The organism is Nostoc sp. KVJ3 (genome assembly GCF_026127265.1).
In the GTDB taxonomy this organism is placed as follows: Bacteria; Cyanobacteriota; Cyanobacteriia; order Cyanobacteriales; family Nostocaceae; genus Nostoc.
The window spans coordinates 2,105,401-2,130,656 of record NZ_WWFG01000001.1 but is presented as its reverse complement, the minus strand read 5'-3'; the positions used below and the strand labels follow the sequence as shown (position 1 = coordinate 2,130,656).

General features: G+C 40.5%; 27 protein-coding genes and 1 tRNA gene. 17 read left to right on the top strand and 11 right to left on the bottom strand.

Annotated elements, in window-relative coordinates; genetic code table 11:
- Nucleotides 1-217 precede the first annotated feature (217 nt).
- A complete protein-coding gene (locus tag GTQ43_RS08520) occupies nt 218-580 on the top strand; it encodes a helix-turn-helix domain-containing protein (protein ID WP_094342463.1) in 363 nt (120 codons plus the stop codon).
- Entirely contained in the window at nt 561-701 is a 141-nt protein-coding gene (locus tag GTQ43_RS08515) for a DUF29 domain-containing protein (RefSeq protein ID WP_265272217.1), read from the top strand. The genes GTQ43_RS08520 and GTQ43_RS08515 overlap by 20 nt, the downstream gene beginning before the upstream one ends.
- Before the next feature lie 88 nt (nt 702-789).
- Here the strand turns inward: GTQ43_RS08515 and GTQ43_RS08510 are convergent, their stop codons facing one another.
- Nucleotides 790-1,851, bottom strand: coding sequence for a HEPN domain-containing protein (locus GTQ43_RS08510; RefSeq protein ID WP_265272216.1), 1,062 nt, complete (start codon nt 1,849-1,851; stop codon nt 790-792).
- Between the two features lie 281 nt (nt 1,852-2,132).
- On the opposite strand from GTQ43_RS08510, the gene GTQ43_RS08505 reads away from it, so the two are divergent.
- The 8 genes from GTQ43_RS08505 (at nt 2,133) to GTQ43_RS08470 (ending at nt 9,054) form a co-directional block, all read left to right on the top strand.
- Nucleotides 2,133-2,675 carry a hypothetical protein gene (locus tag GTQ43_RS08505; RefSeq protein WP_414859094.1) on the top strand — a complete coding sequence of 181 codons (543 nt, stop codon included), beginning with the start codon at nt 2,133-2,135 and terminating at the stop codon, nt 2,673-2,675.
- Between the two features lie 34 nt (nt 2,676-2,709).
- Nucleotides 2,710-3,516 (top strand): Rpn family recombination-promoting nuclease/putative transposase, encoded by an 807-nt coding sequence (locus GTQ43_RS08500; protein ID WP_265272215.1) that lies wholly within the window; start codon nt 2,710-2,712, stop codon nt 3,514-3,516.
- 155 nt (nt 3,517-3,671) lie between these two features.
- Nucleotides 3,672-5,357 carry an ABC-F family ATP-binding cassette domain-containing protein gene (locus GTQ43_RS08495; RefSeq protein WP_265272214.1) on the top strand — a complete coding sequence of 562 codons (1,686 nt, stop codon included), beginning with the start codon at nt 3,672-3,674 and terminating at the stop codon, nt 5,355-5,357.
- A gap of 222 nt (nt 5,358-5,579) precedes the next feature.
- On the top strand, nt 5,580-7,178 hold the full coding sequence (gpmI, locus tag GTQ43_RS08490) for a 2,3-bisphosphoglycerate-independent phosphoglycerate mutase (RefSeq protein WP_265272213.1): 1,599 nt from the start codon (nt 5,580-5,582) through the stop codon (nt 7,176-7,178).
- A gap of 98 nt (nt 7,179-7,276) precedes the next feature.
- Complete coding sequence (secG, locus tag GTQ43_RS08485) at nt 7,277-7,510, top strand: preprotein translocase subunit SecG (RefSeq protein WP_012410686.1); 234 nt, start codon at nt 7,277-7,279, stop codon at nt 7,508-7,510.
- A gap of 10 nt (nt 7,511-7,520) precedes the next feature.
- A complete protein-coding gene (locus GTQ43_RS08480; RefSeq protein ID WP_265272212.1) occupies nt 7,521-8,333 on the top strand; it encodes a peptidase in 813 nt (270 codons plus the stop codon).
- A 56-nt stretch (nt 8,334-8,389) separates the two neighbouring features.
- Nucleotides 8,390-8,821: a putative toxin-antitoxin system toxin component, PIN family gene (locus GTQ43_RS08475; protein WP_265272211.1), complete on the top strand. Its 432-nt coding sequence runs from the start codon at nt 8,390-8,392 to the stop codon at nt 8,819-8,821.
- Complete coding sequence (locus tag GTQ43_RS08470; protein ID WP_094342473.1) at nt 8,818-9,054, top strand: hypothetical protein; 237 nt, start codon at nt 8,818-8,820, stop codon at nt 9,052-9,054. The genes GTQ43_RS08475 and GTQ43_RS08470 overlap by 4 nt, the downstream gene beginning before the upstream one ends.
- Before the next feature lie 63 nt (nt 9,055-9,117).
- Here the strand turns inward: GTQ43_RS08470 and GTQ43_RS08465 are convergent, their stop codons facing one another.
- The 7 genes from GTQ43_RS08465 to GTQ43_RS08435 all read right to left on the bottom strand — a co-directional run bounded on the left by GTQ43_RS08465 (nt 9,118) and on the right by GTQ43_RS08435 (nt 16,386).
- Complete coding sequence (locus GTQ43_RS08465; protein WP_265272210.1) at nt 9,118-9,561, bottom strand: DUF29 domain-containing protein; 444 nt, start codon at nt 9,559-9,561, stop codon at nt 9,118-9,120.
- A gap of 164 nt (nt 9,562-9,725) precedes the next feature.
- The gene (locus GTQ43_RS08460) at nt 9,726-9,863 is read right to left on the bottom strand and encodes a hypothetical protein (protein WP_265272209.1); all 138 of its coding nucleotides are present in this window, start codon (nt 9,861-9,863) and stop codon (nt 9,726-9,728) included.
- A gap of 204 nt (nt 9,864-10,067) precedes the next feature.
- Nucleotides 10,068-11,216: a glycosyltransferase family 4 protein gene (locus tag GTQ43_RS08455; RefSeq protein ID WP_265272208.1), complete on the bottom strand. Its 1,149-nt coding sequence runs from the start codon at nt 11,214-11,216 to the stop codon at nt 10,068-10,070.
- A gap of 363 nt (nt 11,217-11,579) precedes the next feature.
- Nucleotides 11,580-13,220 (bottom strand): MFS transporter, encoded by a 1,641-nt coding sequence (locus tag GTQ43_RS08450; RefSeq protein WP_265273708.1) that lies wholly within the window; start codon nt 13,218-13,220, stop codon nt 11,580-11,582.
- Entirely contained in the window at nt 13,207-14,112 is a 906-nt protein-coding gene (gene recO, locus GTQ43_RS08445) for a DNA repair protein RecO (RefSeq protein WP_265272207.1), read from the bottom strand. Before recO ends, GTQ43_RS08450 begins: the two co-directional genes overlap by 14 nt.
- Before the next feature lie 245 nt (nt 14,113-14,357).
- A complete protein-coding gene (gene deoC / locus GTQ43_RS08440; RefSeq protein WP_265272206.1) occupies nt 14,358-15,038 on the bottom strand; it encodes a deoxyribose-phosphate aldolase in 681 nt (226 codons plus the stop codon).
- Nucleotides 15,039-15,144: 106 nt separating this feature from the next.
- Nucleotides 15,145-16,386 (bottom strand): DNA cytosine methyltransferase, encoded by a 1,242-nt coding sequence (locus GTQ43_RS08435; RefSeq protein ID WP_265272205.1) that lies wholly within the window; start codon nt 16,384-16,386, stop codon nt 15,145-15,147.
- Between the two features lie 287 nt (nt 16,387-16,673).
- Between GTQ43_RS08435 and GTQ43_RS08430 the strand changes: the two genes are divergently transcribed.
- From GTQ43_RS08430 to GTQ43_RS08410, 5 genes are all read left to right on the top strand, one after another.
- Entirely contained in the window at nt 16,674-17,954 is a 1,281-nt protein-coding gene (locus GTQ43_RS08430; protein WP_265272204.1) for a glycosyltransferase family 4 protein, read from the top strand.
- Nucleotides 17,955-18,479: 525 nt separating this feature from the next.
- Nucleotides 18,480-18,938: a ribosome silencing factor gene (gene rsfS / locus GTQ43_RS08425; protein WP_265272203.1), complete on the top strand. Its 459-nt coding sequence runs from the start codon at nt 18,480-18,482 to the stop codon at nt 18,936-18,938.
- Nucleotides 18,935-19,435 carry a CGLD27 family protein gene (locus GTQ43_RS08420; protein WP_265272202.1) on the top strand — a complete coding sequence of 167 codons (501 nt, stop codon included), beginning with the start codon at nt 18,935-18,937 and terminating at the stop codon, nt 19,433-19,435. Before rsfS ends, GTQ43_RS08420 begins: the two co-directional genes overlap by 4 nt.
- An 88-nt stretch (nt 19,436-19,523) precedes the next feature.
- Nucleotides 19,524-20,477 carry an asparaginase gene (locus GTQ43_RS08415; protein ID WP_265273707.1) on the top strand — a complete coding sequence of 318 codons (954 nt, stop codon included), beginning with the start codon at nt 19,524-19,526 and terminating at the stop codon, nt 20,475-20,477.
- Between the two features lie 46 nt (nt 20,478-20,523).
- A tRNA-Met gene (locus tag GTQ43_RS08410) sits at nt 20,524-20,600 on the top strand.
- 93 nt (nt 20,601-20,693) lie between these two features.
- On the opposite strand, the gene GTQ43_RS08405 is transcribed toward GTQ43_RS08410, so the two are convergent.
- Nucleotides 20,694-21,008, bottom strand: a complete 315-nt coding sequence (locus tag GTQ43_RS08405) for a HigA family addiction module antitoxin (protein ID WP_265272201.1) — start codon at nt 21,006-21,008, stop codon at nt 20,694-20,696.
- 27 nt (nt 21,009-21,035) lie between these two features.
- Entirely contained in the window at nt 21,036-21,314 is a 279-nt protein-coding gene (locus tag GTQ43_RS08400) for a type II toxin-antitoxin system RelE/ParE family toxin (RefSeq protein ID WP_321162427.1), read from the bottom strand.
- Between the two features lie 218 nt (nt 21,315-21,532).
- On the opposite strand from GTQ43_RS08400, the gene GTQ43_RS08395 reads away from it, so the two are divergent.
- Nucleotides 21,533-22,990, top strand: coding sequence for a YcjF family protein (locus GTQ43_RS08395; RefSeq protein WP_265272200.1), 1,458 nt, complete (start codon nt 21,533-21,535; stop codon nt 22,988-22,990).
- Nucleotides 22,991-23,110: 120 nt separating this feature from the next.
- On the opposite strand, the gene GTQ43_RS08390 is transcribed toward GTQ43_RS08395, so the two are convergent.
- On the bottom strand, nt 23,111-24,160 hold the full coding sequence (locus GTQ43_RS08390; RefSeq protein ID WP_265272199.1) for an anti-sigma factor antagonist: 1,050 nt from the start codon (nt 24,158-24,160) through the stop codon (nt 23,111-23,113).
- A 199-nt stretch (nt 24,161-24,359) separates the two neighbouring features.
- On the opposite strand from GTQ43_RS08390, the gene GTQ43_RS08385 reads away from it, so the two are divergent.
- Nucleotides 24,360-25,157, top strand: coding sequence for a 7-carboxy-7-deazaguanine synthase QueE (locus tag GTQ43_RS08385; RefSeq protein WP_265272198.1), 798 nt, complete (start codon nt 24,360-24,362; stop codon nt 25,155-25,157).
- The last annotated feature ends 99 nt before the right edge of the window (nt 25,158-25,256 follow it).

Genomic DNA, 25,256 nt, shown 5'->3' with positions numbered 1-25,256 from the left:
CGCAGCAAAGTCTAGCTACTAGCTGAACTGCCGTAGGAAACTAAGTTTTTTGGGTTGATTTAAAGATTGATGGGTTAGTCTACTAGCTTGATGCCTGTAGTTGCCGATTTACAACCAGAGATATAGTTTAGTACTAAAACACAAGGCTGTCAATATAAAAGTAAACTTGTAATATTGAAAGTAAACTTGTAAATAAAGTTGGCTAGCTATATAAGCAGTGAAGATCGAAAGCAAACAAAAACTGATTGAAATCATTAAACTAGCTCGCGGTTCAATGAGTCAGCGAGCCTTTGGTAAGCTTTTGGGAGTATCTGCTACTGCTGTTCAGATGTGGGAAAAAGGTGTGAAGGTTCCAGATACAGAAAATTTGGCTCAAATCGCATCGAAAGCAGGCTACACAATGGAAGAGTTAATCAGCTGCATTGATGGTAAGCCAATTTCAGAAACCTCAGATTTGAGTCTGATTCTGAGACAAATCCAACACATGCCTTTGGCACAAGTGGCTCAAATTGTGCAAGCTGCGGCAGATAGATTGGCGGCTGTGGCTGAAGCTTCTGGGGATGAAGCGAAGGCTAGTTAATTTGTCGCTAAGAGAAACTAACTTACCATTACGGACTTTTACAGAGCATTGCTCTTATTTATTTGATGATGCGATCGCAGATAATTTTCTGTGCGATACTCGTCAAGACTGGGAAGGATAATTACTACCATTTTTCTTGTTAATTCATAACATAGGAATTGCTAAAACTACTTAAAGCAATCACCAATCGAAAATTTAAACCCTATTCGTCATTCGTCAAGAAAGGAATCATCATCCTCTAATCGATCATAATATTCCTCTAATTGAGGATAATACTCCTCTAATTGTGGATAATACATTACTCTGTGTAAAGGTGTAACAAACTTCTCGCTTACTAATTCAAAAATATTCAATGTAGCGTCTATAATCTTTACAGCTTTATCGGGAGAAAGTTCTATTGGATCATATCTAGGATTTATAGTTGAGTCTTTAAACATTTTTTTTGCATTTGGAAAATTTTGTATTTCTGATTTTATTTTTTCAGGTAAGGGAAAAATTTGCTTGAAGTCTTTAATTATTTTGAATAGGTTATGTCCATAATTTTTCCTTAAATCATCTTTTTTTACCAGCATTGTTTTTTCTGATAATATACAAGCTTTTAATAGTTTTTCAATTGCTTGTGAAGCTGGAAAAATTATAAATTGATAACTTCTGGTATTTTTTAAAGCAACGATAGCAAGATTTAAATCCTCAATAGCAAAACGAATAAAATCTGTTGTTTCAGTAGACAAATAGAAATCATCCTTGAGTTTGTCAGGGATTACAAAAAAATCATTTTCGCTATTCTTCTTTTTATCACGATACTGAACAACATCTTCTAGATATTCTACAGCTAATAATTTTCTTCTCCCACATTTAAAGGAATTTTGTAAATATTCAATTTCTACTTCTGTTAAATCTTGTTTTACTATTTGCGGTAAATTTGTGCAGTCAATTATATTGCAATTTTCAGTTTTTTCAGGATATATAAAGTAATAAATGTTGCCTTGCATAAAAAATGGAATTTCTTTGAGATTTAAATAGTCAGGTGTTATTTTAAATCCATAATTTTCTCGATACCAATTATCAACATTCAATGTATGAAGAAATCGTTCTAATTCGTCATTACTTAATGCTGGGAATCTATTGTTGATGAATCTGTCTGTTAAATCATTTATATCAGGGCATAATTCACCTTGTACTAGAAAAATTCTTTCAGCAACAGATTTTTTCTGAGTTCTTAACTTGTAATCTATTCTCGCTATTCGAGCATTTATATCATCTGTGTTCATTCTAAATCAGGTTTTATTAGATAATCTTATAAGCTCTGCAATACTATAACTTGAATTGTAATACTTAGTCAAGGATAATACCAGATTAAGTATACTTGTAGGACTTACGCACTCGTGACGAAAAACTAAGCCTTTGCGATTACTTCGTTTCTCTTCGAGACGCTAACGCGAACAATCGTTATGACGTAAAACCATAGTCCTTACGTAAGTCCTGACTTAGCAAGAATAAAACCATATTTTTATATATGACCAAAATATAACCACTGGCGGGTAACTAATAAATGGTTTTAAAATGGTGCAATCTTAAAATATTTAGGGGTGCAGCTATGTCGCTACGCAATGAGCCTTTAGATTGGCAACTTGAAACGAATAATCCTTATATACCAGTTTATCATCAAGGTAATTTGGTGGGATTTTTTAAACCAGAATATGCCAATGAAATTATTAAAGTTTTAAATGAAGAAGAAGTTTTAAAGAAAGCACTAAAAATGGCTTGTACTGATTTAATTAAAAAAATTGGTGGCGATACCAGAAAAGTCAATTATTTAATGGAAAAATATGTAAAAACTAGTGAACGTCCAAAGTATGGAACTAGAGCGATCGCAGTTTTACTTCAAGATAGGCAAAAAGAGCTTGATTTGAGTAACCAGGAGTTTGCTAAATTCTGCGACACCTTTAAATTATCTCCGACTGAACTGAATAATATTTATGCTGGAGAAGCCTTTGATGATAGTTTGTTAGCACCACTATCACGTATATTAGGGATGGCAAAAGAGCAATTGCTGAAAGTGCGAGATGGTTCTGAAGAATCAAGTAATACATGAACAGCAAATCAAAATTTTCAAATGATATAAAATTGTGAAAACAGACATCATCTTTTATCGGCTGTTTCAAGAATTCCCTGATATCTTATTTGAACTTATTGGTAATCCTCCAGAAGAAGCTAGCTTTTATCGATTTTCATCAGTTGAAATCAAACAAACAGCCTTCAGAATCGATGGTGTGTTTCTACCTACACAAGGAAATGAAAACCCGATTTACTTTGTTGAAGTGCAATTTCAAGCTGATGGGGAAATTTATTCACGGCTAATTGCAGAAATATGTTTATACCTCCGTCAGAATCAACCATCAAATGACTGGGGTGCTCTGGTTTTATACCCAAGCAGGAATGTAGATACAGGAGATATCAAACATTACCGTGAGTTTTTCACAAGTGGGCGTGTCAGGCGCATTTATTTGGATGAATTAGGTGAAGGTGCATCGCTTCCAATTGGCATTGCAACTGCTAAATTAGTAATTGCAACTGATGATATAGCGATCGCACAAGCAACGGAGTTGATAGACAGAACCAAGTCAGAGATAAGCTCACCACCAAAACAGCAGCAATTACTACAATTTATAGAGACTATTTTGGCTTACAAGTTTCCCACAATGAGTAGGGAGGAGATTGAGCAAATGTTTAGCTTAAGCGAGTTAAAGCAAACCAGATTTTATCAGGAAGCCTTTCAGGAAGGTGTTGAACAAGGTAAGGTTCAAGGCATTGAGCAAGGTAAACTCAAAGCAGTACCAGCAATGTTGGCAGCAGGGTTGACTGTAGAACAAGTAGCACAGGCGCTAGATTTGAGTGTCGAAGAAGTTAGACAAGTAGCACAAAGTCAGCCTTAATATAGATGTGGTAAATTTTATCCGTGGCTCAAGCCAAATTTGGTTTGCGGCTTCCAGACTTTCTCACGACGAATTTATAGTTAATTTTTGTTAATATTAGAGGCGGTGTTAGTACTTCGTCCTCAACCACCCACTCCCTACCTGAGAGAAACTTAATGCTGCGATTAGAACATATAAGTAAAATTTATCCCACAGGCGAAGTTCTCAAAGATATCAACTGGGAAGTTAAACCAGGCGATCGCATTGGCTTAGTCGGTGTCAACGGTGCTGGAAAATCCACCCAACTCAAAATCATCTCTGGGGAAATGGAACCCACCGCCGGCGAAATCATTCGCCCTAATAGCTTACATATAGCCTATCTTAACCAAGAGTTTGAAGTAGATCCCACCCGCACCGTTAGAGAAGAATTTTGGACTGTCTTCCAAGAAGCCAACGAAGTACAGTTATCTCTGGCGCACATACCACAAGAGATGGAAACGGCTAGCCCAGAGGAACTGGATCGACTGATCGATAAGTTGGATCGCTTGCAGCGCAAATTTGAAGCCTTAGATGGCTACAACTTAGACGCACGCATTGGAAAAATATTACCAGAGATGGGGTTTGGGCTAGAAGATGGCGATCGCCTCGTCAGTGCCTTCAGTGGTGGTTGGCAAATGCGGATGAGTTTGGGTAAAATCCTGCTGCAAAAACCCGACTTGTTGCTGCTGGATGAACCGACTAACCACCTAGATTTAGAAACCATTGAGTGGTTGGAAAATTACCTCAGAGGGCTAGTTACGCCGATGGTAATAGTCTCCCATGACCGGGAGTTCCTTGACCGCCTCTGCAACCAAATTGTCGAAACCGAACGTGGCGTTTCCAGTACCTACCTTGGTAACTATTCGGCATATTTGGAACAAAAAGCCGAAAGTCAATCAGCACAACTGAGTGCTTACGAACGCCAGCAAAAAGAATTAGAGAAACAGCAAACCTTTGTTGATAGATTTCGCGCCAGTGCTACCCGCAGTACCCAGGCAAAAAGCCGGGAAAAGCAACTCGACAAAATCGAGCGCATTGAAGCACCCGTTGGTGGTATGAGAACTCTACACTTCCGTTTTCCCCCTGCACCCCGCAGTGGACGCGAGGTAGTGGACATTAAAGATTTGACTCATCTTTATGGTGAGAAAATCCTGTTTTTATCGGCAAATCTCCTAATTGAAAGAGGCGATCGCATTGCTTTTCTTGGCCCCAATGGTGCTGGGAAATCTACCCTTCTACGTGTAATTATGGGTATGGAACCACCCACAGAAGGTAGCGTTCAATTAGGCGATCACAACGTTATCCCTGGTTACTTTGAGCAAAATCAAGCTGAAGCCTTAGATTTGAAGAAAACTGTCATGGAAACTATTCATGATGAAGTTCCAGACTGGGATAATCAAGAAGTCCGCACGCTTTTGGGACGCTTCTTATTCACTGGTGATACTGTATTTAAGGCAGTTGGGGCATTAAGTGGAGGAGAAAAAGCTCGTTTGGCGTTGGCAAAAATGCTCTTACGTCCCGCCAACTTACTAATTTTAGACGAGCCGACAAACCACCTAGATATTCCAGCTAAAGAAATGCTGGAAGAAGCGCTCAAAAATTATGATGGTACGGCAATTGTAGTTTCCCACGATCGCTATTTTATTTCTCAAGTAGCAAATAAAATCGTCGAAATTCGTGATGGTGAATTCCGCGTTTACTTAGGAGATTATCATTACTATCTCCAGAAAATTGCCGAAGAAAAAGAACAAGCAAAGTTAGCTGCAATAGAAGCCGAAAAAGCTGCTAAAAAAGCTGCAAAGGCTTCCACCAAAAGGAAATAAAGGATTAGATACTACCTTAGTAGTAGTGCTAAAACGCTACTACTAAGTAATCACTCCTTTATTAGCGTCCTAAAACATCATAGAAAAACTACTAAAATTTAAAAAATATTTCAAAAAACCGCAAGTCCTTCATAAAAGAAGTTAATAAGCAAAAATTCACTTGCGGCGTGGATTAGCAGTGGTATCATTCGGGTATTACAAAAAGTAAAGGGCAATTTTACTATGACCAAAGCACCTGTTGCTCCTGTGGTGCTAGTCATTTTAGACGGATGGGGCTACTGCGAGGAAAAGCGAGGAAACGCTATTGTTGCTTCTAAAACTCCCATTATGGACAGTTTATGGGCAGCTTACCCGCATACCCTCATCCGCACATCAGGAAAAGCCGTAGGGTTGCCAGAGGGTCAAATGGGCAACTCTGAGGTTGGTCATTTGAACATTGGTGCTGGGCGAGTTGTACCGCAAGAACTAGTACGCATCTCCGATGCGGTTGAAGACGGTTCTATTGCCTCTAACCCAGCACTTGTCAAAATTTGCCAGGAAGTTCGTTCTCGGAATAGCAAGCTGCATCTAATCGGGCTTTGTTCTGAGGGAGGGGTACATTCGCATATCACCCATCTATTCGGACTACTTGACTTAGCCAAAGACCAGCGAATTCCAGAAGTTTGTATCCACGCGATCACAGATGGCCGTGACACCGCCCCAACTGACGGTGTAAAAGCAATCACATTGCTACAAGATTATATAGACCGCGCCGGAATTGGGCGTATAGTCACCCTTAGCGGTCGCTACTACGCGATGGATCGCGATCACCGTTGGGATCGGGTCAAACGCGCCTACGACGTGATGACTCAAGATGGTACGGGTGATAATCGCAAAGCTGTAGAAATCTTGCAAGCATCTTATGCAGAAGGTGTAAAAGATGAATTTGTCAACCCTATTAGAATTGCTCCCGGTGCAATAGAACCAGGAGATGGGGTGATATTTTTCAACTTCCGCCCCGATCGCGCCAGGCAATTAACTCAAGCTTTAATCAGTCCCAAATTTGACGGTTTTGAAAGACAGCAAATCACACCGCTATCTTTTGTTACCTTTACGCAGTATGATTCAGACTTACCTGTGGCTGTAGCCTTTGAGCCGCAGAATCTCAGTAATATTCTGGGAGAAGTCATAGCCAATCACAGTCTGAATCAGTTCCGCACCGCCGAAACAGAAAAATACGCCCATGTCACCTATTTCTTTAATGGTGGTCTGGAGGAACCTTTTGCTGGAGAAGATCGGGAACTGGTAAGCAGCCCGATGGTAGCGACTTACGATCACGCCCCAGCGATGTCAGCAGTAGCAGTTACAGATGTGGCGATCGCTGCGATTCAAAAGGGTACATATTCTCTAGTCGTGATTAACTATGCTAATCCAGACATGGTAGGGCATACTGGTCAAATCGACGCTACCATTACAGCAATTGAAACAGTCGATCGCTGTTTGGGACGTTTATTAGAGAGCGCCATCAAAGCCGGTGGTACAACAATTATTACTGCCGATCATGGTAACGCTGAGTATATGCTAGATGAAGGGGGTAATCCCTGGACAGCCCACACTACCAACCCAGTCCCCTTTATCTTGGTAGAAGGCGAGAAAGTCAAAATCCCTGGATATGGCACAAATGTCGAACTGCGAAGCGATGGTAAGCTATCCGACATCGCCCCCACAATTCTAGAGATTTTACAGCTGCCTCAACCATCAGAAATGACCGGGCGATCGCTGCTGAAAACAGCAGATTATGATCTGCAACGCACTCGCACCCCCGTGCAAGTAGGGCTGTAAAAGACTTCTCAATCCTGAGTTAGGAGTTTACTAAAAACTCCTAACTTCTAAATTCTGAATTCTGTTTTTGAAAAATTGTTATAAATGAGATTCCTACCATGACAGCTACTAATATCGTGCAAGGCATTTGGGCGTTTTCCGCCACCGGTCTAATTATCTTAGTTTTACTGCATAGCCCCAAAGGTGATGGTATCGGGGCTATTGGTGGACAAGCCCAGTTATTTAGCAGTACCAAAAGTGCAGAAAATACCTTAAACCGAATTACTTGGGCATTGACAGTAATTTTTCTCGGTCTAACAGTAGTTTTAAGTGCTGGTTGGCTGCCTAAATAAGGATAGGTCAATGGGGAAAATAACCAAACACCCAATACTTAACACCCTAATAAATTTAATTTCACGACGGTTAATTACAGCCCTTGCCTTTTTTCTTGGCACAGGGCTGTTAATCATTTTCGCTAATCTCCAGTCTAGTAGGGGATTGACAAAAATACCAATATCTGTATACTCAGACTTAATAATTTCTCTCTCCTCATCTCCACCAAAACCCCATCCCTTACCGCCCACACTTGCACAGTGGCAAGATAGTACTAACAGTGGTGACTACTTTTCCCAAGTCACAACCACCCAAGTTGGTTATTTAGTCTGGTCACAATTTCCTATTCGAGTTTACGTAGAACCACCAAAAGCTGTTAATGAAAAACAAGCTCAAGTATGGATTAACGGTGTCTTGCAGGGTGTACACGAGTGGAGTACTTATTTACCTTTAACAATAGTCGAACAGCCAGAAATTGCTGATATTACGATCGCACGAAAAGCGCCACCTCTACAAATTTCGCCTGGTAGCAATATACCTCGTGCGCGATCGGCACAAACTACTTACGAGTTATACACCAGCAACAATGTTTTATCCCACCGCTTCACTATCTTGTTAAGTCCCAGTCAAACAGGTGATTATCTCATTGCAGCTACCCGCCATGAATTTGGTCATGCGCTAGGAATTTGGGGTCATAGTCCGCTACAAACTGATGCTTTATACTTTTCCCAAGTTCGTAACCCGTCGCCTATTTCTCCCAGAGATGTAAATACTCTAAAACGGGTTTATGAACAGCCAACCAGTTTAGGATGGTCTTTAGTGGATAATTCAAATATTAATTGATCGATAGGTAGCTATAAGCTCGTCACTACGGCAAAAATGCTACTAACAGCGAAATAATGACAAATCCGTACCAACTCGTACTTGATACTAATGTATTGGTTTCTGGTTTACGATCTAACCGTGGTGCATCTTACAAACTGTTAACAATTCTTAATGATAGGCGTTGGCAGTTAAATGTCTCTACCACCTTAATTTTCGAGTATGAAGAAATTCTCAAACGAGAAAAAGAGCAGCTTGGATTGAGCGATGAAGATATTGACAACGTTATTGAAGCTATTTGTAAAATTGCTAACAAGTGTAGCATTTTCTATTTATGGCGGCCAATAGCACGCGACCCTGATGATGATTTTCTCATCGATTTAGCTGTTGAATGTCAAGCCGACTTTATCATCACTTACAATCAAAAAGATTTACAAGACGCACAAAAATTTGGACTGAGGGTAGTTTCACCCAAAGAATTCTTGCAAATAGTAGGAGAAATCCCATGACTAACTTAAATGTACAGCTACCTGAATCTTTATATAAACAAATTGAAGCTTTAGCAGCAAGAGAAAATATTTCTATTGAACAACTTGCAACTATTGCTTTATCTGCACAAGTTTCCGCATGGATGACCAAAGACTATTTGGGAGAAAAAGCCAAAAGCGGTAGTTGGGAAAAATTTCAGCAAGTTTTGAATAAAGTGCCTAACGTAGAACCAGAAGAATTTGATAAATTGTAGTGACTTAATTTTATAATGTTGCTGAGTTAAAATATGAATATGTCTCGTGCAAAGAATCACAGATTAAGGCAACCAATTTTTATCCAAAATTTGCTCTAAGGTATAAGCAGATAATTCAGGTAAATTGGTTAAATTCGTTTTAGCTTTAACATAATCTAAGGCATTGCTATAAATTATGCTGAAATTCTGCTCTAAATGATTGCGTAAATTGGCACTTAAATCTTCATTTAGTTGGTTCCGAAAACTAATAATTTCCGCAGCCCAATGATTAGCATTTCTTGGCTTTTCTAAATCCCAATATTGATAAAGTAATAAATGTCTAATAATCTGTTCTAATAAACTTTTTACTCGCCTTTTTTCATTTTTAGCCAAATCTTCCAGTTCTTCTATTAAGTTTTCATAGTCAACGTCTGCTAATTGTCGATTTTTGAGACATTTAATAGTCTCCTCTAACCATTGCAGGTAATTGGATTCATATAATGTTTTTATGTCGATGATTGCAGTCATTTGTTCATTTTGTAGCTTTAATTTAATTTTATTTATTATTTCATTCTAACTAATTTATTAATTTTTGCCGATAATTGCCCAGAAAAAAACATACATAGCACCCATAAGTTAAGTCAGAAGATATCCAGCGACTCCCAGAAGAACAATCAAGCAAAAGTTCTACCCTACTGTCTGTCAGTAATCCAAGTCTCTCGCTGTTCGCCCTGAATCGACTGTACAATTCCAAACCTTTCCTCAATTTTGCGTGGCAAACTGTATATCCCAAAGATGTAAATACAATCTTCTTCTGGTTGATTTGTCAAAACACGAACTCTGGCTTCGTTATCTTGTAAACGGGATATTTTTCACCTTTATCTGACTTGCATGATACTGATACTTCATTTTTTTTAACTTTAGATAGCCTTGTAAAACTGGTAAGAGAATTCTTAGTTAGGTATTTCTATTTTACCCGATCGCACTCATTGCCATCTTAAGATTTACAGTGCGATCGCACTTTTTCATTTTCCCTACGCTCTACGACTTAGCGGTAGAGGTCGCTGTGCTAAAACTTCTTTATAAAGTTCTTCCAGCAGAGTAATATTTTTACTGAGGGTATAGCGGTCTAATACACGCTGTCTGGCTTTTTGCCCCAGTAAAGTTGTTAACTCTGGATGATCTTGCAACACAGGCAAAAGGGTTTTTAACTGCGATCGCGCTGTTTTAGTACTAATAACTACACCTGCGCCCTTTTCCAATACTTCTCCATCTGCACCCACGTCTGTTGCTAAACAAGCCAACCCACATGACATTCCTTCTAACAAAGATAGGGACAAACCCTCTACCAATGAAGGCAAAACAAATACATCTGCGCCCCGCAAAATCTCAATGCGTCGGTCTTCATCAGCAACAAATCCCAACCAGATAATGCCGTATTCTGAACCATAAAACGGCTCTAAGGAAGACTTTAAAGGCCCGTCGCCAACAATTAGCAACTTAGTACCAGGCTCCATCGCAGACTGCTTCCAAGCCCGGAGAAGGGCTTCAACATTTTTCTCTGGTGCTATTCGACCCTGATAGACAAACAAGCGTTCGGCTTTAAATTCCGCTTTGATTTGAGAAAATCCTGGAGAATACTTAACGGTATCAACACCATTGGGAATTACGGCAATATTTTCTTCCCTTACGCCCATCCCTGCCAATAATTCTCGCTGAATTTGGGAAAATACAATCACGCGATCGTAGTTAACTAAAAAAGGTGCGTAAAGCTGATAAGCCAAAAGTTGTGTTCCCGATACTAGCTTTGCCCCCTTGCCAGCAAACGGTGTATGAAAAGTGGCAATTAGAGGCAATCTCAGTTCCTCACAGATTTCCGGTAGAAAAAAGTCTAGAGGAGATAACGTCAAGGAAGCGTGTACTACATCTGGCTTAATTTCCCGCAGTGAATCAGTTAAAACTTTAGTTGCTTTAAAAGTAGGAATTGTGTAAACCTGTGACTTGTAAATGAAAGGGAGGGAAACCTCTCGAAGATTCGGCCAATTGTCAGGTTCAGACTCTTCCTGGGCGAAGTGAAGAAAGCTAACTTGATGTCCCCTATCTAGCAAAGCATTGGTAATTTCTCGACTGTAGGTGACATTGCCGCAAAAGGGTGATTTTTTTCCAATCCAGGCTATACGCATTCTTTATTTAGCTGTAAGAAAAAGAAAAGCGGGTTTGAGCTATTAATTATTTATGTGCCCTTTGTGATTTTATTTTATCTAGCTATACTTGCTGGCTTTTTATTTACTAGAAATTCCCACCAGATTAAAGTTTAAAAAGCATACTTTTACGCTGATTAAACCAGTGGATTGATGGCTTTATTTATTTTACTTACAAGTTGTTAATTTCTGATACTTAAACAACTTATTCTGACTAATGTCAGATTGATATCCCACAAGTATATGATAAATTTTCACTGACCACAGTTTACCATGAACAGAAAAGCTTTAAGTAAATTATTAATCACGTCAAGGTAATGAATAATAACTCCTCTTCGCTGATAACTACTTATGTGAGTTATACCAAGTTAATATACCTCCTGAAAAGACGATCGCAGCTAACCCCAAAAAAACTACCTGTAATCCTACAAAGGTTTCTGCTACCCCTGCTAATGCCAAAGGTAAGGAGAGGGCAATATTAATTACATTGTTTTGTAAGCCAAAAACTTTACCCCGCATTTCTGGAGGTGTTTCTGTTTGAATTGCAGTTTGCATAGGAATTCCCACTAAAGCCCCAAAGACACCTAATAGCGCCACCAGTAACAGGACTAGCCACAGTTGGGTTGTAAAGATTGATAGACCAATCAAGGATGCTGTCATACCCATACAACCGCACAGACTTAGCTGGGTATAAGAAAAACGTTGACCAAATTGACCGAGAATTGTTGCCCCAGCAGCAATGCCAACACCACCGGCTGCTAGTAAAAAGCCGAACTGAGAGGCTTTCATGTTGGGAATTATTTCTGCCATCCGAACAGCTAGAACAGTTAATGCTGCAAAGACAGAAAACAAGATAATCAGCTGAAGCAAAGCATTACGGACATGATGATTTGCTTTGAGGTAGGCAAAACCATCTCGCAGATCGGAGAATACGTGAGGGAATTCTGTATCGGGGTGGTGGTGTTTTTCCTTAGTTGCCAGGAGAAATAAAATTAGTCCAGCGATCGCATAACTACCACCTACTAAAAGTTCTTTGCCCAAACTACCACTACCACCAATTTGCGACCAAAGTCCATCTGCGATCGCTAACAACGGTTCCCCAACAGCAAACCCAACAATCACCGATGCCATCATCGTTGTCGTATAAAGCGAATTAGCTGAGAGTAAATGCTGTTCTTCTACCACTAAGGGAATTGCCGCCTGTTCCGCCGGTGCAAAAAACTGCGTCAGTGTGGAAACTAGAAAAGTGACACCCAGAATAATTATAAAACCCACTGGCAAGATTCCTATGGGTTTCCAGTCGTGAGTTAACCACAGCAGAAAGGGAATTGATAAAACTAGGATGCCGCGCCAAATATTTGTTGCCACCAGCACAGCTTTTTTTGACCAGCGATCGACAAACACGCCAGCAACAGAACCAAATAATACTGCTGGAATCGTAAAAGCCATCATCAAAACTGATACCCAACCACTAATACTCTGATTACTAGCCTGAAACTGAGTATTAATCAAAGCAATCATCAGCACCAAATAAACTTTATCGGCTAGTTGTGAGAAAACTTGACCGCCCCAAAGAGCCAGGAAATTAGGGTTTTTTAATACAGGCAAAAACCCCTGCTGTTTTACATTCCCCGAAGCACCTTCTCCACCTGAACCAGATCCATCTAAATTGGGTGATTCTTTTTCTGGAATAGTGGCTACTGACAAACTCTGCCCATTGCTATCTAACTCAGGACTAGTTAATTTCTCCTCAGATTGTATTTCTGGTTGACTTGGAACATCAGTTTTTGGGATTTGGGCTGTCCAATCTCGATCGTTTTGAGAAACGTCTTTTGGAGACATTTCTTGGCTATTGATTTGACTAGGTATACACTTTGAAACGGCACTTAAGTGATTTCTGACCGTAGGATCTGATACCCTATTCTGTTTTTTAATGAGACTTGGTGACAAAGGCAGGATTTTTTTATCCAAATCAGATGGTTGCATCATGGTTGGCAGCAAAATAAGAATCGATCAAGGTAGCAGAGCGAATAGGGCGACCTAATTGATACTGAGCATACTGGCGTAAAATCTGCTCAATAGATAACCAGTTATGGTCTTTAGCTCCATCAATTTGCATTATCTCTGGTTGTGACAGATGTTGAAGCAAAGCTAGTTCCATAGCACTCAGACGACTAGAAATTAAAGGTATTTCTTGCCGATGCACAATAAGTGTTTGGGCATGGGGCATAGGAGATGGGGCATTGGGAATGGGGGATTGGTCTTTCCTCATATCCCTCTCTCCTTCTGCTCGTAAACGTTTCCAAGCTTCTAAGCAAATCGTTCCACCTGTAGGGACGCTAAATCCTACTTGCCAGTTGGGGTCTGTAAAGTCTGGCTTGAGGGAGCGTCCAGATAAACAGCATACTTGCACTTGCGGCGTTACTCCTGCTAAGGCTAAAAGGTGAAACACGCCATGAGCCAGATGAGCCAAAACACCAGATGCATTTGCACTAGACAATGCTTCCAACCGATGGAGATGTTCATTGAACAACTCATAAAGTTCTTCTTGGGGTTGTTCGCTCAAAGCTTGAGAGAGGACTATTTCTGCTAAATACTGACTGGCAGCCAATTTTCCCAAATCTTTAGCTAAACCAGGATAAGTTTTTAACGTCTGTGCTTGAGTAATTTTATCAAGCGATCGCCCTTTCGCGATCAATAGTTCATTCACAACAAACATACCACTCCTGCCGCCCAAGCTGGAGTTGTGCTTACGTGCCCCTGGAGCCACTGCTCGAATCAGACCGAATTCTGGTGTCAAAATCGTCACTATTTTATCTGATTCTCCCAGCACCTGAGTTTTAAGATTAATTCCGGTTGCTTTGTAGGTTCTACTCATTAGTCATTAGTCATTAGCCAATCAATTTTAGATTTTGGATTAACGCCATACCTAAAAGTAGGGACTTGCAAAAGAAATGCAAGGATTTTAGATTTTTCCATAGTTGAAACTAGGTACTCTGAAACCAGGTTTAAATTTTGAATCCTTCAATCCTTAAATCCAAAATCTAAAATTGGTCATTGGGTTAGGACGAGGGGCGTAGATGTGCCCGCAGTTTTTCGCAGGTTAGGACGAGAAACAAATGACTATTCACCCTTCCCCAGATTATCGCGCTGGCGGATCAAATCGATACCGCGAGATGTGCCTAATCTAGTAGCACCCGCTACAATTAAGTCTATAGCTTGATTGATAGTGCGGATACCACCCGCAGCCTTAATTCCCACCCTTTCTTTTGCCAATTCCTGCAAAAATCGTACATCTGCCACTGTTGCACCGCCATTCCAACCCGTACTAGTTTTTAAGAAAGTCGCCCCCGCCTCCATAGCTATTTCAGCAGCTATTTTTTTCTCCGCATCTGTCAACAGATTGGTTTCCAAAATTACTTTCACAGTTTGCCCAGTCTCTTCACAAATTTCGGCAATTTCCCGGTGGACTTCTTCGGTTTTACCAGCTTTCAACCAGCCCAAATTCATTACCACATCCAACTCAGTGGCCCCATTATCCGCCGCTTCTTGAGCCTCATACAACTTCACTGCTGAAGTTGTCGCACCAGAAGGGAAGCCAATCACCGTACACACTTTCGGATTCTTACCGTGGAGGAGTTCGACAGCTTGTTTGACATAGGCGGGATACAAGCAAACTGCTGCAAAATTGAATCTATATGCTTCTTCACACCACTGCTGAACCTGCTCTGGAGTAGCCGTTGGCGTTAAGAGGGAGTGATCGATAAATGGCGCAATATCAATATCTGGATAGTCTGCTGCCATCGTGTCTTCTGCCAGTAATTGATTATTAAACTTTATAAAAAATTAAAACATTTCTTATATATATATTAAACCATATTTATTACGAGTTTATCCTGAAAACAAGCTGCTAACTTATTTTGAATGTTGGTTTTGTAGATGTTGCGGAATTAGTATAAGTGTTTAAGTTGACATTAGGGTTAGTAAGGTTATAAATATTAACAGCATTTTTTACACCAATTCCTAAGAAGTTAGCAATAGTTTTAGCGAATGCCTTGGATGCCAAATATGGTACGCCATTACCAATAGTTTTAAACATATTTGTAAGTGACATATTCTCTGGAAGAACAAAATTTTCCGGCAAAGATTGAATAGCTAAAGCTTCCGCCACAGAAATCCGGCGGATTTTATAGGGATGCAAATGGACTTCATTATTTCCATAGCAAGCTGTCGGAGAGTAACGCCATCGGTGAAGACGCTTGAAAGACTTTTTAGAATCATCTCCTTCATCAATAGCAGCAAATTTTGTAATACCTGCCCTTGGTTGAAAACAGTTTTTAGCATTGGGGTGCTTCAGCACATTATTTTTTCTAAACCAGTACTCAACTGTTAATTCTTGAGGGATGCCATCAGGACAAGACATGATGGAATTTTCTTGGAATGGATCGCACTTCCGCCAAGGGTAAGTAAAAACCTTTTCTTGAGGGTATAAAATATTGTTTTTCCAAAGAAAATCTCCATCAGATAGGAATTTTTGACTGCTGACTTTTATTCCTATATCCTTGATAAAATTATTTCGGAAACCGATAAGAATAATTCTTTCTCTATCCTGGGGTACACCATATTCAATAGCATTAATTAATCGCTCTGTTAAGATATATCCTGCTTCTAGTAATTGTTGTTTGAGTGATTCAAAAAATAAACGGTGCCTTGTCGTTCTCCACAAGCCCTTAACGTTCTCAAATAAAAAGAAATCTGGAAGATTGCGGCAAATTAATTCAACATAAGAAGCGGAAAGCTTGCCATTATCTCCTAAACTTCCTCTATTTTTCCCGCCAATAGAAAAATCAGGACAAGGAGGCCCGCCAATGAAGCCCACAATATTATGAGATTTGCGGCAGTCTTGTACTAACTCGCGGAGGTGTTGTGTTTGTAAACCTTCGTGAAGCTGGGTTACATCTCCTCCTTCTCCGTAATGATACCCGTATTCTGGCAGTGGGAGATTGAGAATCTGGCGTGAATAGCGGTATGCTGCCATGAATGGTGAAAAAATTTCATTGACGTAAACAATATTAAAACCGCTAGTTTCAAAACCTAAATCTAGGAATCCTGAACCAGCGAAAAAGGAGAAAATACAAGGGCGATCGCTCATTCAATAACTAATATTACGAAACAGTCTTAATTAATATTCAGAATATTTAGGGTTTATACTTACGTACCAATCAAAAGTTGAAAATTTCAAGATTACTTAAATAGTAAAAAAAATTCACAATTACTCTAAGTATTTAATATCCAAGTTTACTCAATCTTTAAGGAAAATCCCTGACAGAAAAAGAGTCTGAAGTCACAATTAAATATAGGAGTTTCTAAGCTCTAAACAATGTTGAAGACAAATATTTGTCGTTAAACAAAAAACCGGGGTACTTCAGACTAACTTTTATGCGGATTTTAATTTACTCTTACAACTACTATCCAGAGCCAATTGGTATTGCCCCACTGATGACTGAATTAGCAGAGGGACTTGTGAAGCGTGGGCATGAAGTGCGCGTAGTCACCGCTATGCCCAACTACCCGGAGCGGCAAATTTACCAGGAATATCGGGGCAAGTGGTATCTCAACGAATACAAAAATGGTGTTCAAATCCAACGCAGTTACGTTTGGATTCGTCCCCAACCCAATCTATTAGATCGGGTGTTACTAGATGCTAGTTTCGTTGTCACTAGCTTTGTACCTGCCCTCTTCGGTTGGCGGCCAGACGTAATTCTGTCAACATCGCCATCTTTACCAAGCTGTGTACCAGTTGCTCTTTTAGGATGGCTACGTGCTTGTCCTGTAATCTTAAATCTACAAGATATATTACCAGAAGCAGCCGTACATGTCGGTCTACTGAAAAATAAATTGCTTATAAAGTTATTTACAGTGTTGGAAAAATTTGCTTACCACACTGCCAGTAAAATTAGCGTTATCGCCGATGGATTTGTGGACAATTTGCGAGCTAAGGGCGTAGAAACTGACAAAATTGTGCAAATTCCCAACTGGGTTGATGTAAGTTTTATCCGCCCTTTGCCTAAAGAAAATAACCCTTTCCGCGCAGCACATAATCTAAATGGTAAATTTGTAGTCCTTTATTCTGGCAACATTGCCTTAACCCAAGGCTTAGAAAGCGTTGTTAAAGCTGCTTCTATATTGCGCCATATTCCAAATATTGTTTTTGTTATCGTTGGAGAGGCAAAAGGTTTACAGCGATTACAACAAGAATGTCTAGACTGTGGCGCGGATAATGTTTTGCTATTACCATTTCAACCCCGCAAATCTTTACCACAAATGTTGTCCGCTGCCGATGTTGGCTTAGTGGTGCAAAAGAAAAATATTGTATCCTTCAATATGCCATCAAAAATTCAAGTGCTACTTGCCAGTGGAGCGGCTTTAGTTGCCTCTGTGCCTGATAATGGTACAGCAGCAAGAGCAATCAGGCAAAGTGGTGGCGGAGTTATCGTTCCTCCAGAAGATCCTCAAGCTTTAGCGATGGCAATTTTAGACTTGTATCAAAATCCCGAAAATGTCAAAACTCTGGGTTATAAAAGCCGCCAATATGCCGTTGAGAACTATGCTTTTGAGCAAGCTTTAAATCAGTATGAGTCGTTGTGTTACTCATTGACGGCAGATCGTGCAGCTATTCAGTCTACAAGAGTTACAGTATCTAGAGCAGAAAGCCCATGAGGATGCGACTGACTCACAAAGTCGCAATTCTACCCTCACTATCTAAATAGCAACTGATGTTTAGGGTGATTAATTATACTCTTGATGTATGTGTGTAGACTAATACGCTTGGGTTATCTTTTAAGGCAAGCAAAGAAAGCAGGGAGAAATGAAAAAAGCTTAATTCAAGCACATTGAGCAATAGAGAAGGGGTTTCCAAGTGCGTTTTGAACCCAAAATCCCACAGCTTCACTTCATTAAATCTGTGGGAACACCAATTTTTTAACTATAGATTAGTAGTATTTTAGTATTATTTGTTGCTAAATTCTCTACTGGTACTAGCAACACTTTTGATAGACCAGGTATGAATCTGTTGTTTTGTATTGTAGTTTTTAGTAGACAGTAATTATCAAATTAGCCTCCATAGACACCTGTTTTTTTGTTAGTATTCAAAAAAACCTATTGACACATTTGTCAGATCAATTGTTTGTTATTTGTAAGTAAATGTAAACAATTGTTTCAAAGGAAAAAAGCACCTGAGGTTTAATGACTGACTATTTCCAAGGAAATTTCCCATTACAATCTGTCCCACTGACGAAGAGTGTGGTAAAAAGCCACGCCCATACCGAAGAGGAGAGCGGAAAATTAGCTGCAACGATCGCAGCTGCTGCATCAGATCGCAAAGCGGGTGAGATTTTATTGCTCAAAGTAGCAGAGGTATCTTACTTAGCCGATTACTTTGTGATGATGACTGGCTATTCTAGGGCACAAGTAAGAGCGATCGCTCAAGCAATTGAAGGAAAAGTCGAAACTGAGTTGCAACGTCGTCCCCTAAGGACAGAAGGAAAAGTCGAGGGGAGTTGGGTACTACAAGACTATGGTGATGTGATCGTTCACATCATGATGCCCAAAGAACGGGAGTTTTATAATTTAGAAGCGTTCTGGATTCATGCAGAACGCATTTCCCTTCCAGAATCTGATGAGGGTGAAGGTAAGCCAACATGATTAGGTCTTCGGTTTCAAATTGCCCAGTTCCCACAGATCAACAACCACTCAATGAGTACGAAGAGTTAAAAACCTCCTGGCTGTTTCGTGATAGCACTTTAGAATTGCGCGAGTATATCACGAAAATTGCTTGGATTTGGGGTTTATCTTGGCTGATTGCAGCCCCTGTGGCCGCAGCAAGTTTTCCTCCCCACAAATATATTGCACATTTTATCCTTTGTGGTGCCGCCGCCGCCAGTGTCGGTGTCGTACTGGCACTGGTAAGATTATACTTAGGCTGGTTCTACGTGTGCGATCGCCTTTCCAGCCCCACAGTATTTTATGAGGAGTCTGGCTGGTACGACGGCCAAACTTGGACGAAACCACAGGAAATCCTTAACCGCGATCGCTTAATTGTTGCATACGAAATCAAACCCATTCTGCGGCGGTTGCAATTTACCTTTGCTGGCTTGGCGGGAATGTACGTTACTGGTACGATAGTTTGGCATTTGTTTTAAAGAGTCATTGGTCATTAGTCATTAGCTAAGGACTAATGACTAATGACCAATGACTAAATTAATTAAAAAAGGTAATAAATATAAACCCATGACAATGGGAAAACGAACTCAAGCCACAGCACTGGAAGTCCGGTTGCTGCGGGAAGGTATTATTGAATCCAGGCATATAGTCCAGGCTGTTGTATGCGACGAACGAGGACGGGTTCTAACCGTTGCCGGAAATTCTGAAACTGCTGCATTTATCCGTTCAGCCCTCAAACCATTTCAGGCACTCGCAGTCACTACAACAGGTACACTGGAACGCTATGACCTCAGCGATCGCGACTTAGCAATTATCACAAGTTCCCATAAAGGAAGCATAGATCAAGTCCGACAGGTATTTAATATTCTGTGGCGGGCTGATCTTGACCCCACTATCCTCCAGTGTCCAACTCCTGAAGGTAAACACAGTCCTTTGGAATACAATTGCTCTGGAAAACATGCGGGAATGTTAGCTGTTTGTCAGCAACGCCGTTGGCCCTTAAATAACTACTTGGATCGCAAGCACCCAATACAGCAATTGATTTTGGGCAAAGTAGCAGAGTTACTGCGAATGCCAGCCGCAGAATTTATCAATGCTCATGATGACTGTGGCGCACCCACTTATGTGATGCAACTCGGTCATATGGCATCTTTATATGCACTGCTAGCCTCTAGTACCAATCTGGATATGGAGCGCATCGTCCGGGCTATGACTCATCACCCCGCAATGGTAGCAGGAGATGGAGAATTTGATACGGAACTGATGCGTTTAACTCCAGGGGAACTGGTTAGTAAAAGTGGTGCTGAAGGAGTGCAGTGCATTGGTAGACTCGGTGAAGGCTTGGGATTAGCAATCAAAGTCATGGATGGGGCAAAACGAGCCAAACATGCCGTTGCGATTCACTTACTCAAGCAAATGGGTTGGATTAGTCCTAGCGCCGCCGAAAGCCTTTCAGAAAAGTTTGCCACCTTGGGAAAATACACGCGTTTAGAAGTAATTGGAGAATTATCGTTTTTGTAGTTGCCAAACTCTTGACTATAGGTTACTATAAATAAGTCGAGAGCAACGCGGGATAGAGCAGCCTGGTAGCTCGTCGGGCTCATAACCCGAAGGTCAGTGGTTCAAATCCACTTCCCGCCACCAAATACAAAGATAAAACAAAACCCTGTTTTCATAAAAGATTACAGGGTTTTGTTTTATGCTGATTGCCATCACTTTAATTGACACTACCCTACCTCAAACATTTGCTTCAGAACTTTTAAATTGTGCAATAGTTTTTAATTCCGATTCTTCTTTCTTTAAAACATGGTAGAGTTCCCAGTTTTGTTGGAGGTTTAACCAAAACTCTGAACTATTCCCAAAAAATTTTGCTAACCGTACTGCTGTACTAGGCGTGATACCCCGCTTTTGATTTACAATCTCATTAATTCGCTGATAAGGAACGTAAATTGCATCTGCAAGTTCTCGTTGTGATATTCCCATTGACTCTAAAAAATCTTTGAGTAATATTTCGCCGGGATGTGATGGGGATCTATGCTTTGGAACTCTCATCTCTTACTAAATCCTAATGGTAGTCTACTATTTCAACTTCTGATGCTCCTTCGGGTGTCCATGTAAAGCAAATCCTGTATTGGTCATTAATCCGAATGCTATGCTGACCTTGCGTTCGCCTTTTAAAGCTTCTAACCTATTACCTGGAGGAACTTTCATATCATCCAAAGAGAAGGCTGCATTGAGTTGATCTAATTTTCTCTGTGCAACTTCCCAACAATTTTTAGGACACTGTTTTCGGGCTTCCTTTGAGTCATTACCATCAAAAATGTCTTCAGCTGCTTTGTCCTTAAATGATACTATCATAACTAGCACGATGACACGGTTATCATGCTATCAGAAAATAAACTATAAATTTTAATTATGTTGAATTAAGTTGACCTACTTATCATCGTGAGGTTTTGGAGTTAACTTTACAGGCATCTCTAGGTAAAGAAAGTTGCGATCGATCGCCTGTTCAATTCCAAGAAGCAGGTTTTTAATCTATTCTGGAAGAAATAGCCATCTAAAAGGCGCGGAGAATCATGGTTGTGAAGTTGCAGCGACCAATTTTAGTGGGAGGATTGGGACTGTCCCTTTCTCTGTGGATGTTGGACAGTTGGCACGACTCGATAGTGCAGGTGGGTGAGTTTGGTTTGTTGAGTGCCTTAGCTGTAGGCGGTGGTTTGTGGTTATTCCAGCAAAATCGCTCGAAGGACAGTTTAGAGCAGCTAAATAGTATGCTTGTAGATCGAGCAACTGTGGAAAGTGCGATCGCTAAAACTGAAACTGTAATTAACCACCTGGCACAAGAAGCAGAAAACCATCCAGCATTAGCGACACTGCGAGAACAAATTGCCCAATTGTTGTTGGAATTAGACAGACAAAAAATTAAAGTGGCTGTAACTGGCGGTAAATCCGTAGGTAAAAGCGCCTTAATTCAAGTGTTAGAACAAAATGTAGAGACACGAAATTTCGTGTCTTTTCTAGAGACAGCACCTTTGTTTAGAGAAACTGGTGACAATTCAGATGTAGATGTTTTAGCAGAAGTTGCAAAATCTGATTTTGTTCTGTTTCTGACAAACGGTGATTTGACAGACTCAGAATTTCAAACCTTACAGCAGCTAAAAGCAGCAAATCAGCCGACAATCCTGGTTTTTAACAAACAAGATCAGTATTTAGCCGATGAAAGCGCTAGTATCTTGCTGTCATTGAAACAGCGAATGCAGGGAAATGTAGTTGCAACAGCCGCCTCTCCCATTGCCATCAAAGTCCGAAAGCATGAGGCTGATGGTACTGTGCAAGAGTGGATGGAACAACCAGCAGCAGATATCCAGCAGTTGGCGCAGCAGTTGGGTGAAGTTTTGGCACAGCAAGGACAACGGCTAGTTTGGGTAACTACCATGAGGAAAGCTGGGTTGTTGAAAACTGAGGCAAAAAACTGGCTAAATGCAACCAGACGCGATCGCGCCACCCCAATTATTGAACAATATCAATGGATAGCTGCGGCTGCTGCCTTTGCTAACCCAGTTCCAGCCCTTGATATTCTGGCGACTGCGGCAATTAATGCTCAGATGGTAATGGACTTGGGTAATATCTATCAGCAGAAATTTTCGTTGGAACAGGCACAAACTGTAGCTGGAACAATGGGAAGTTTGATGCTGAAACTGGGTTTAGTTGAGCTTTCTACAAAGGCAATTAGTACTGTTCTTAAAAGTAATGCCGTTACTTTTGTTGCTGGTGGCGTAGTGCAGGGAGTAAGTGCAGCTTATCTGACTAGAGTTGCAGGGTTAAGTCTAATTGAGTATTTCCAACAGCAGGAAATAGCAATAGATTCTGGGAATGGTTTGAATTTGGAGAACTTGCGGCAAACCTTACAAAAAGTGTTTCAGCAAAATCAGCAGATTGGTTTTTTGCAGGGATTTGTTAAGCAAAGCGTGAGGCGTTTGTTGCCAGAAGTACAACAGATTGAAGTAGTTAGTATTCAGAAGGCGGTGGGATAATTTTACTTACTTGTGCTGTAAAAACCTAAAATTTACCCCAGCCCATTATGGGCTGGGGTGTATTTAAGAATTATTGCGAGAGTTGGGAATTATCAAAAAATTGTGAATAAGGGTAGTTAGCTAAACAGCACCACTGTTTCTATTAAATAGAATAGCTATAGTTTTGAAAATTAGCTTTAAATCGTACACCAAACTCCAATTTTTTTGATACTGCAAATCTAGGCGAATTACATCTTCAAAACTACGGACTGTAGACCGCCCATTAACTTGCCATTCGCCAGTCATACCAGGTTTCACATCTAAACGTTGCCACTCTGGTACTTCATAACGTTCCACTTCATCGGGTGTAGGTGGTCGAGTCCCTACTAAACTCATTTCTCCTTTAAGGACGTTCCAAAATTGAGGTAGTTCATCTAGACTTGTTCGCCGTAAAAAGCGCCCTACCTTGGTAATTCTGGGGTCATTCTCATTCTTGAAAAATGCACCTTGCACTTGGTTTTTAACTTCGGATTTCTTCGCTTCCGCATCCACACACATGGAACGGAATTTCCAAATTTCAAACCGCTTCCCCATCCAACCACAACGGGTATGACTGAAGAAAATGGGGCCTGGATCGTTAATTTGAATAGCGATCGCAATCGGAATAAACAAAAATCCTGTAATTAATAAACCGACCATAGAACCCACAATATCTAAGAACCGTTTCATCCAAGATGCGACAGAAGCATGAGTAGTGGGTAATGGCTCTACTTTACGGGAAGTTGTCTTCCGATTATCTACTAAGTCTTCTGGTTCTAGTAGTAACCCATCATCAACGGACTCTAGGGGAAAAACCTGATCTAATCCCGTGAGTTTTAAGACTGCCATGACTTGAGGTGTTACATTCCGCAGTGTTAATGTAATTCCTTTAGTCTGGGCGTATTTAAAATTACTGACCAAAGCACCTAAACCACTACTATCCATAAAAGTAGTTTGGTGAAAGTCAATGATGATTTGTTTAGGATGGGAATTGGGCTGAATTAAGCTTTGGCAGGTTTGTTTAAAGCCTAAAGCCTCCAGCACACTCAACCGCGCGGGCACGTGCATTATAGCCGTGTCGTTTAGGGAATTAACTGGAAAATCGACCTCTGTCGGTTGGCTAGTCATGAAGCTCTGCACTTTCGTTGCCATGTATAATGTAATCTGCCAAACATTATTTTGTCCTCCAAAATTACCTAACCTAATATTTAGAATCAGTAGTAATAAGGACTAATTTTTATTTACCGGGGCTGAGATTGGAGATCGCTAGCGACGATTCACAATAGAACAAGAAGCCAAAAAACATCCTTGCTGTTGTGCCGACGCAGCGCGATCGCATTGTTCTCATCTTATGATTGCTAAAACTACCGTTACACCTACCGCACGCCTAATTGAGGTTTTTTCTGCCATTCAAGGGGAAGGACTCAATGTCGGGACGCGTCAGATATTTATTCGTTTTGCCTTGTGTGATTTGCGCTGTCACTTTTGTGATAGTGCCCAAACTTGGAATGCACCTGCTAGTTGTCGGATAGAGCGATCGCCTGGATTGCGCGACTTTGAAATCCACTCTAACCCTGTCTCTTTACCCATACTAATTGAATGGGTAAAACAGCAAAATCTACCTTTTCTACACGATAGCATTAGCTTAACTGGAGGCGAACCACTTCTTCATGCCCCATTTTTAACGCAGTTTCTACCCAAAGTACGAGCCATCACGGGTCTACCCATATACTTAGAAACTGGCGGGCATCGCCCAGAACAACTAGCGATGATTCTTCCCTATTTAGACTCTGTGGGTATGGATTTTAAATTGCCCAGTGTTAGTGGCGAAAGTCATTGGCAAGAACATGCTAAATTTCTCCAATTATGTCATGACTCATATTTAAATGTTTTTGTCAAGATAATTGTGTCTCAAAACACAGATTCAGCCGAGTTGGAACGTTCAGCTTTGCTCGTGGCAGAGGTTAGCCCAGATATCTCAGTATTTTTACAACCTGTTACGCCTTTAGCAGTATCTGAACAATTCTCCCCTATACAGATGCTTGCGCCTACAGCCGATCAAGTTTTGGCGTGGCAAGCTTTGATGAAAGGGTTTATCAAGCACGTGCGTGTGATCCCTCAGACGCATAAAATGCTGAACCAGTTGTAAAAGCTTCTGTAAAATTTGAGTTTGATAAAGATGTAGTCAAGAAAAAAGTAAGATTCAATGAAATAGTCATTTTTGCCGCCGATCATCAAGGCAGCAGCC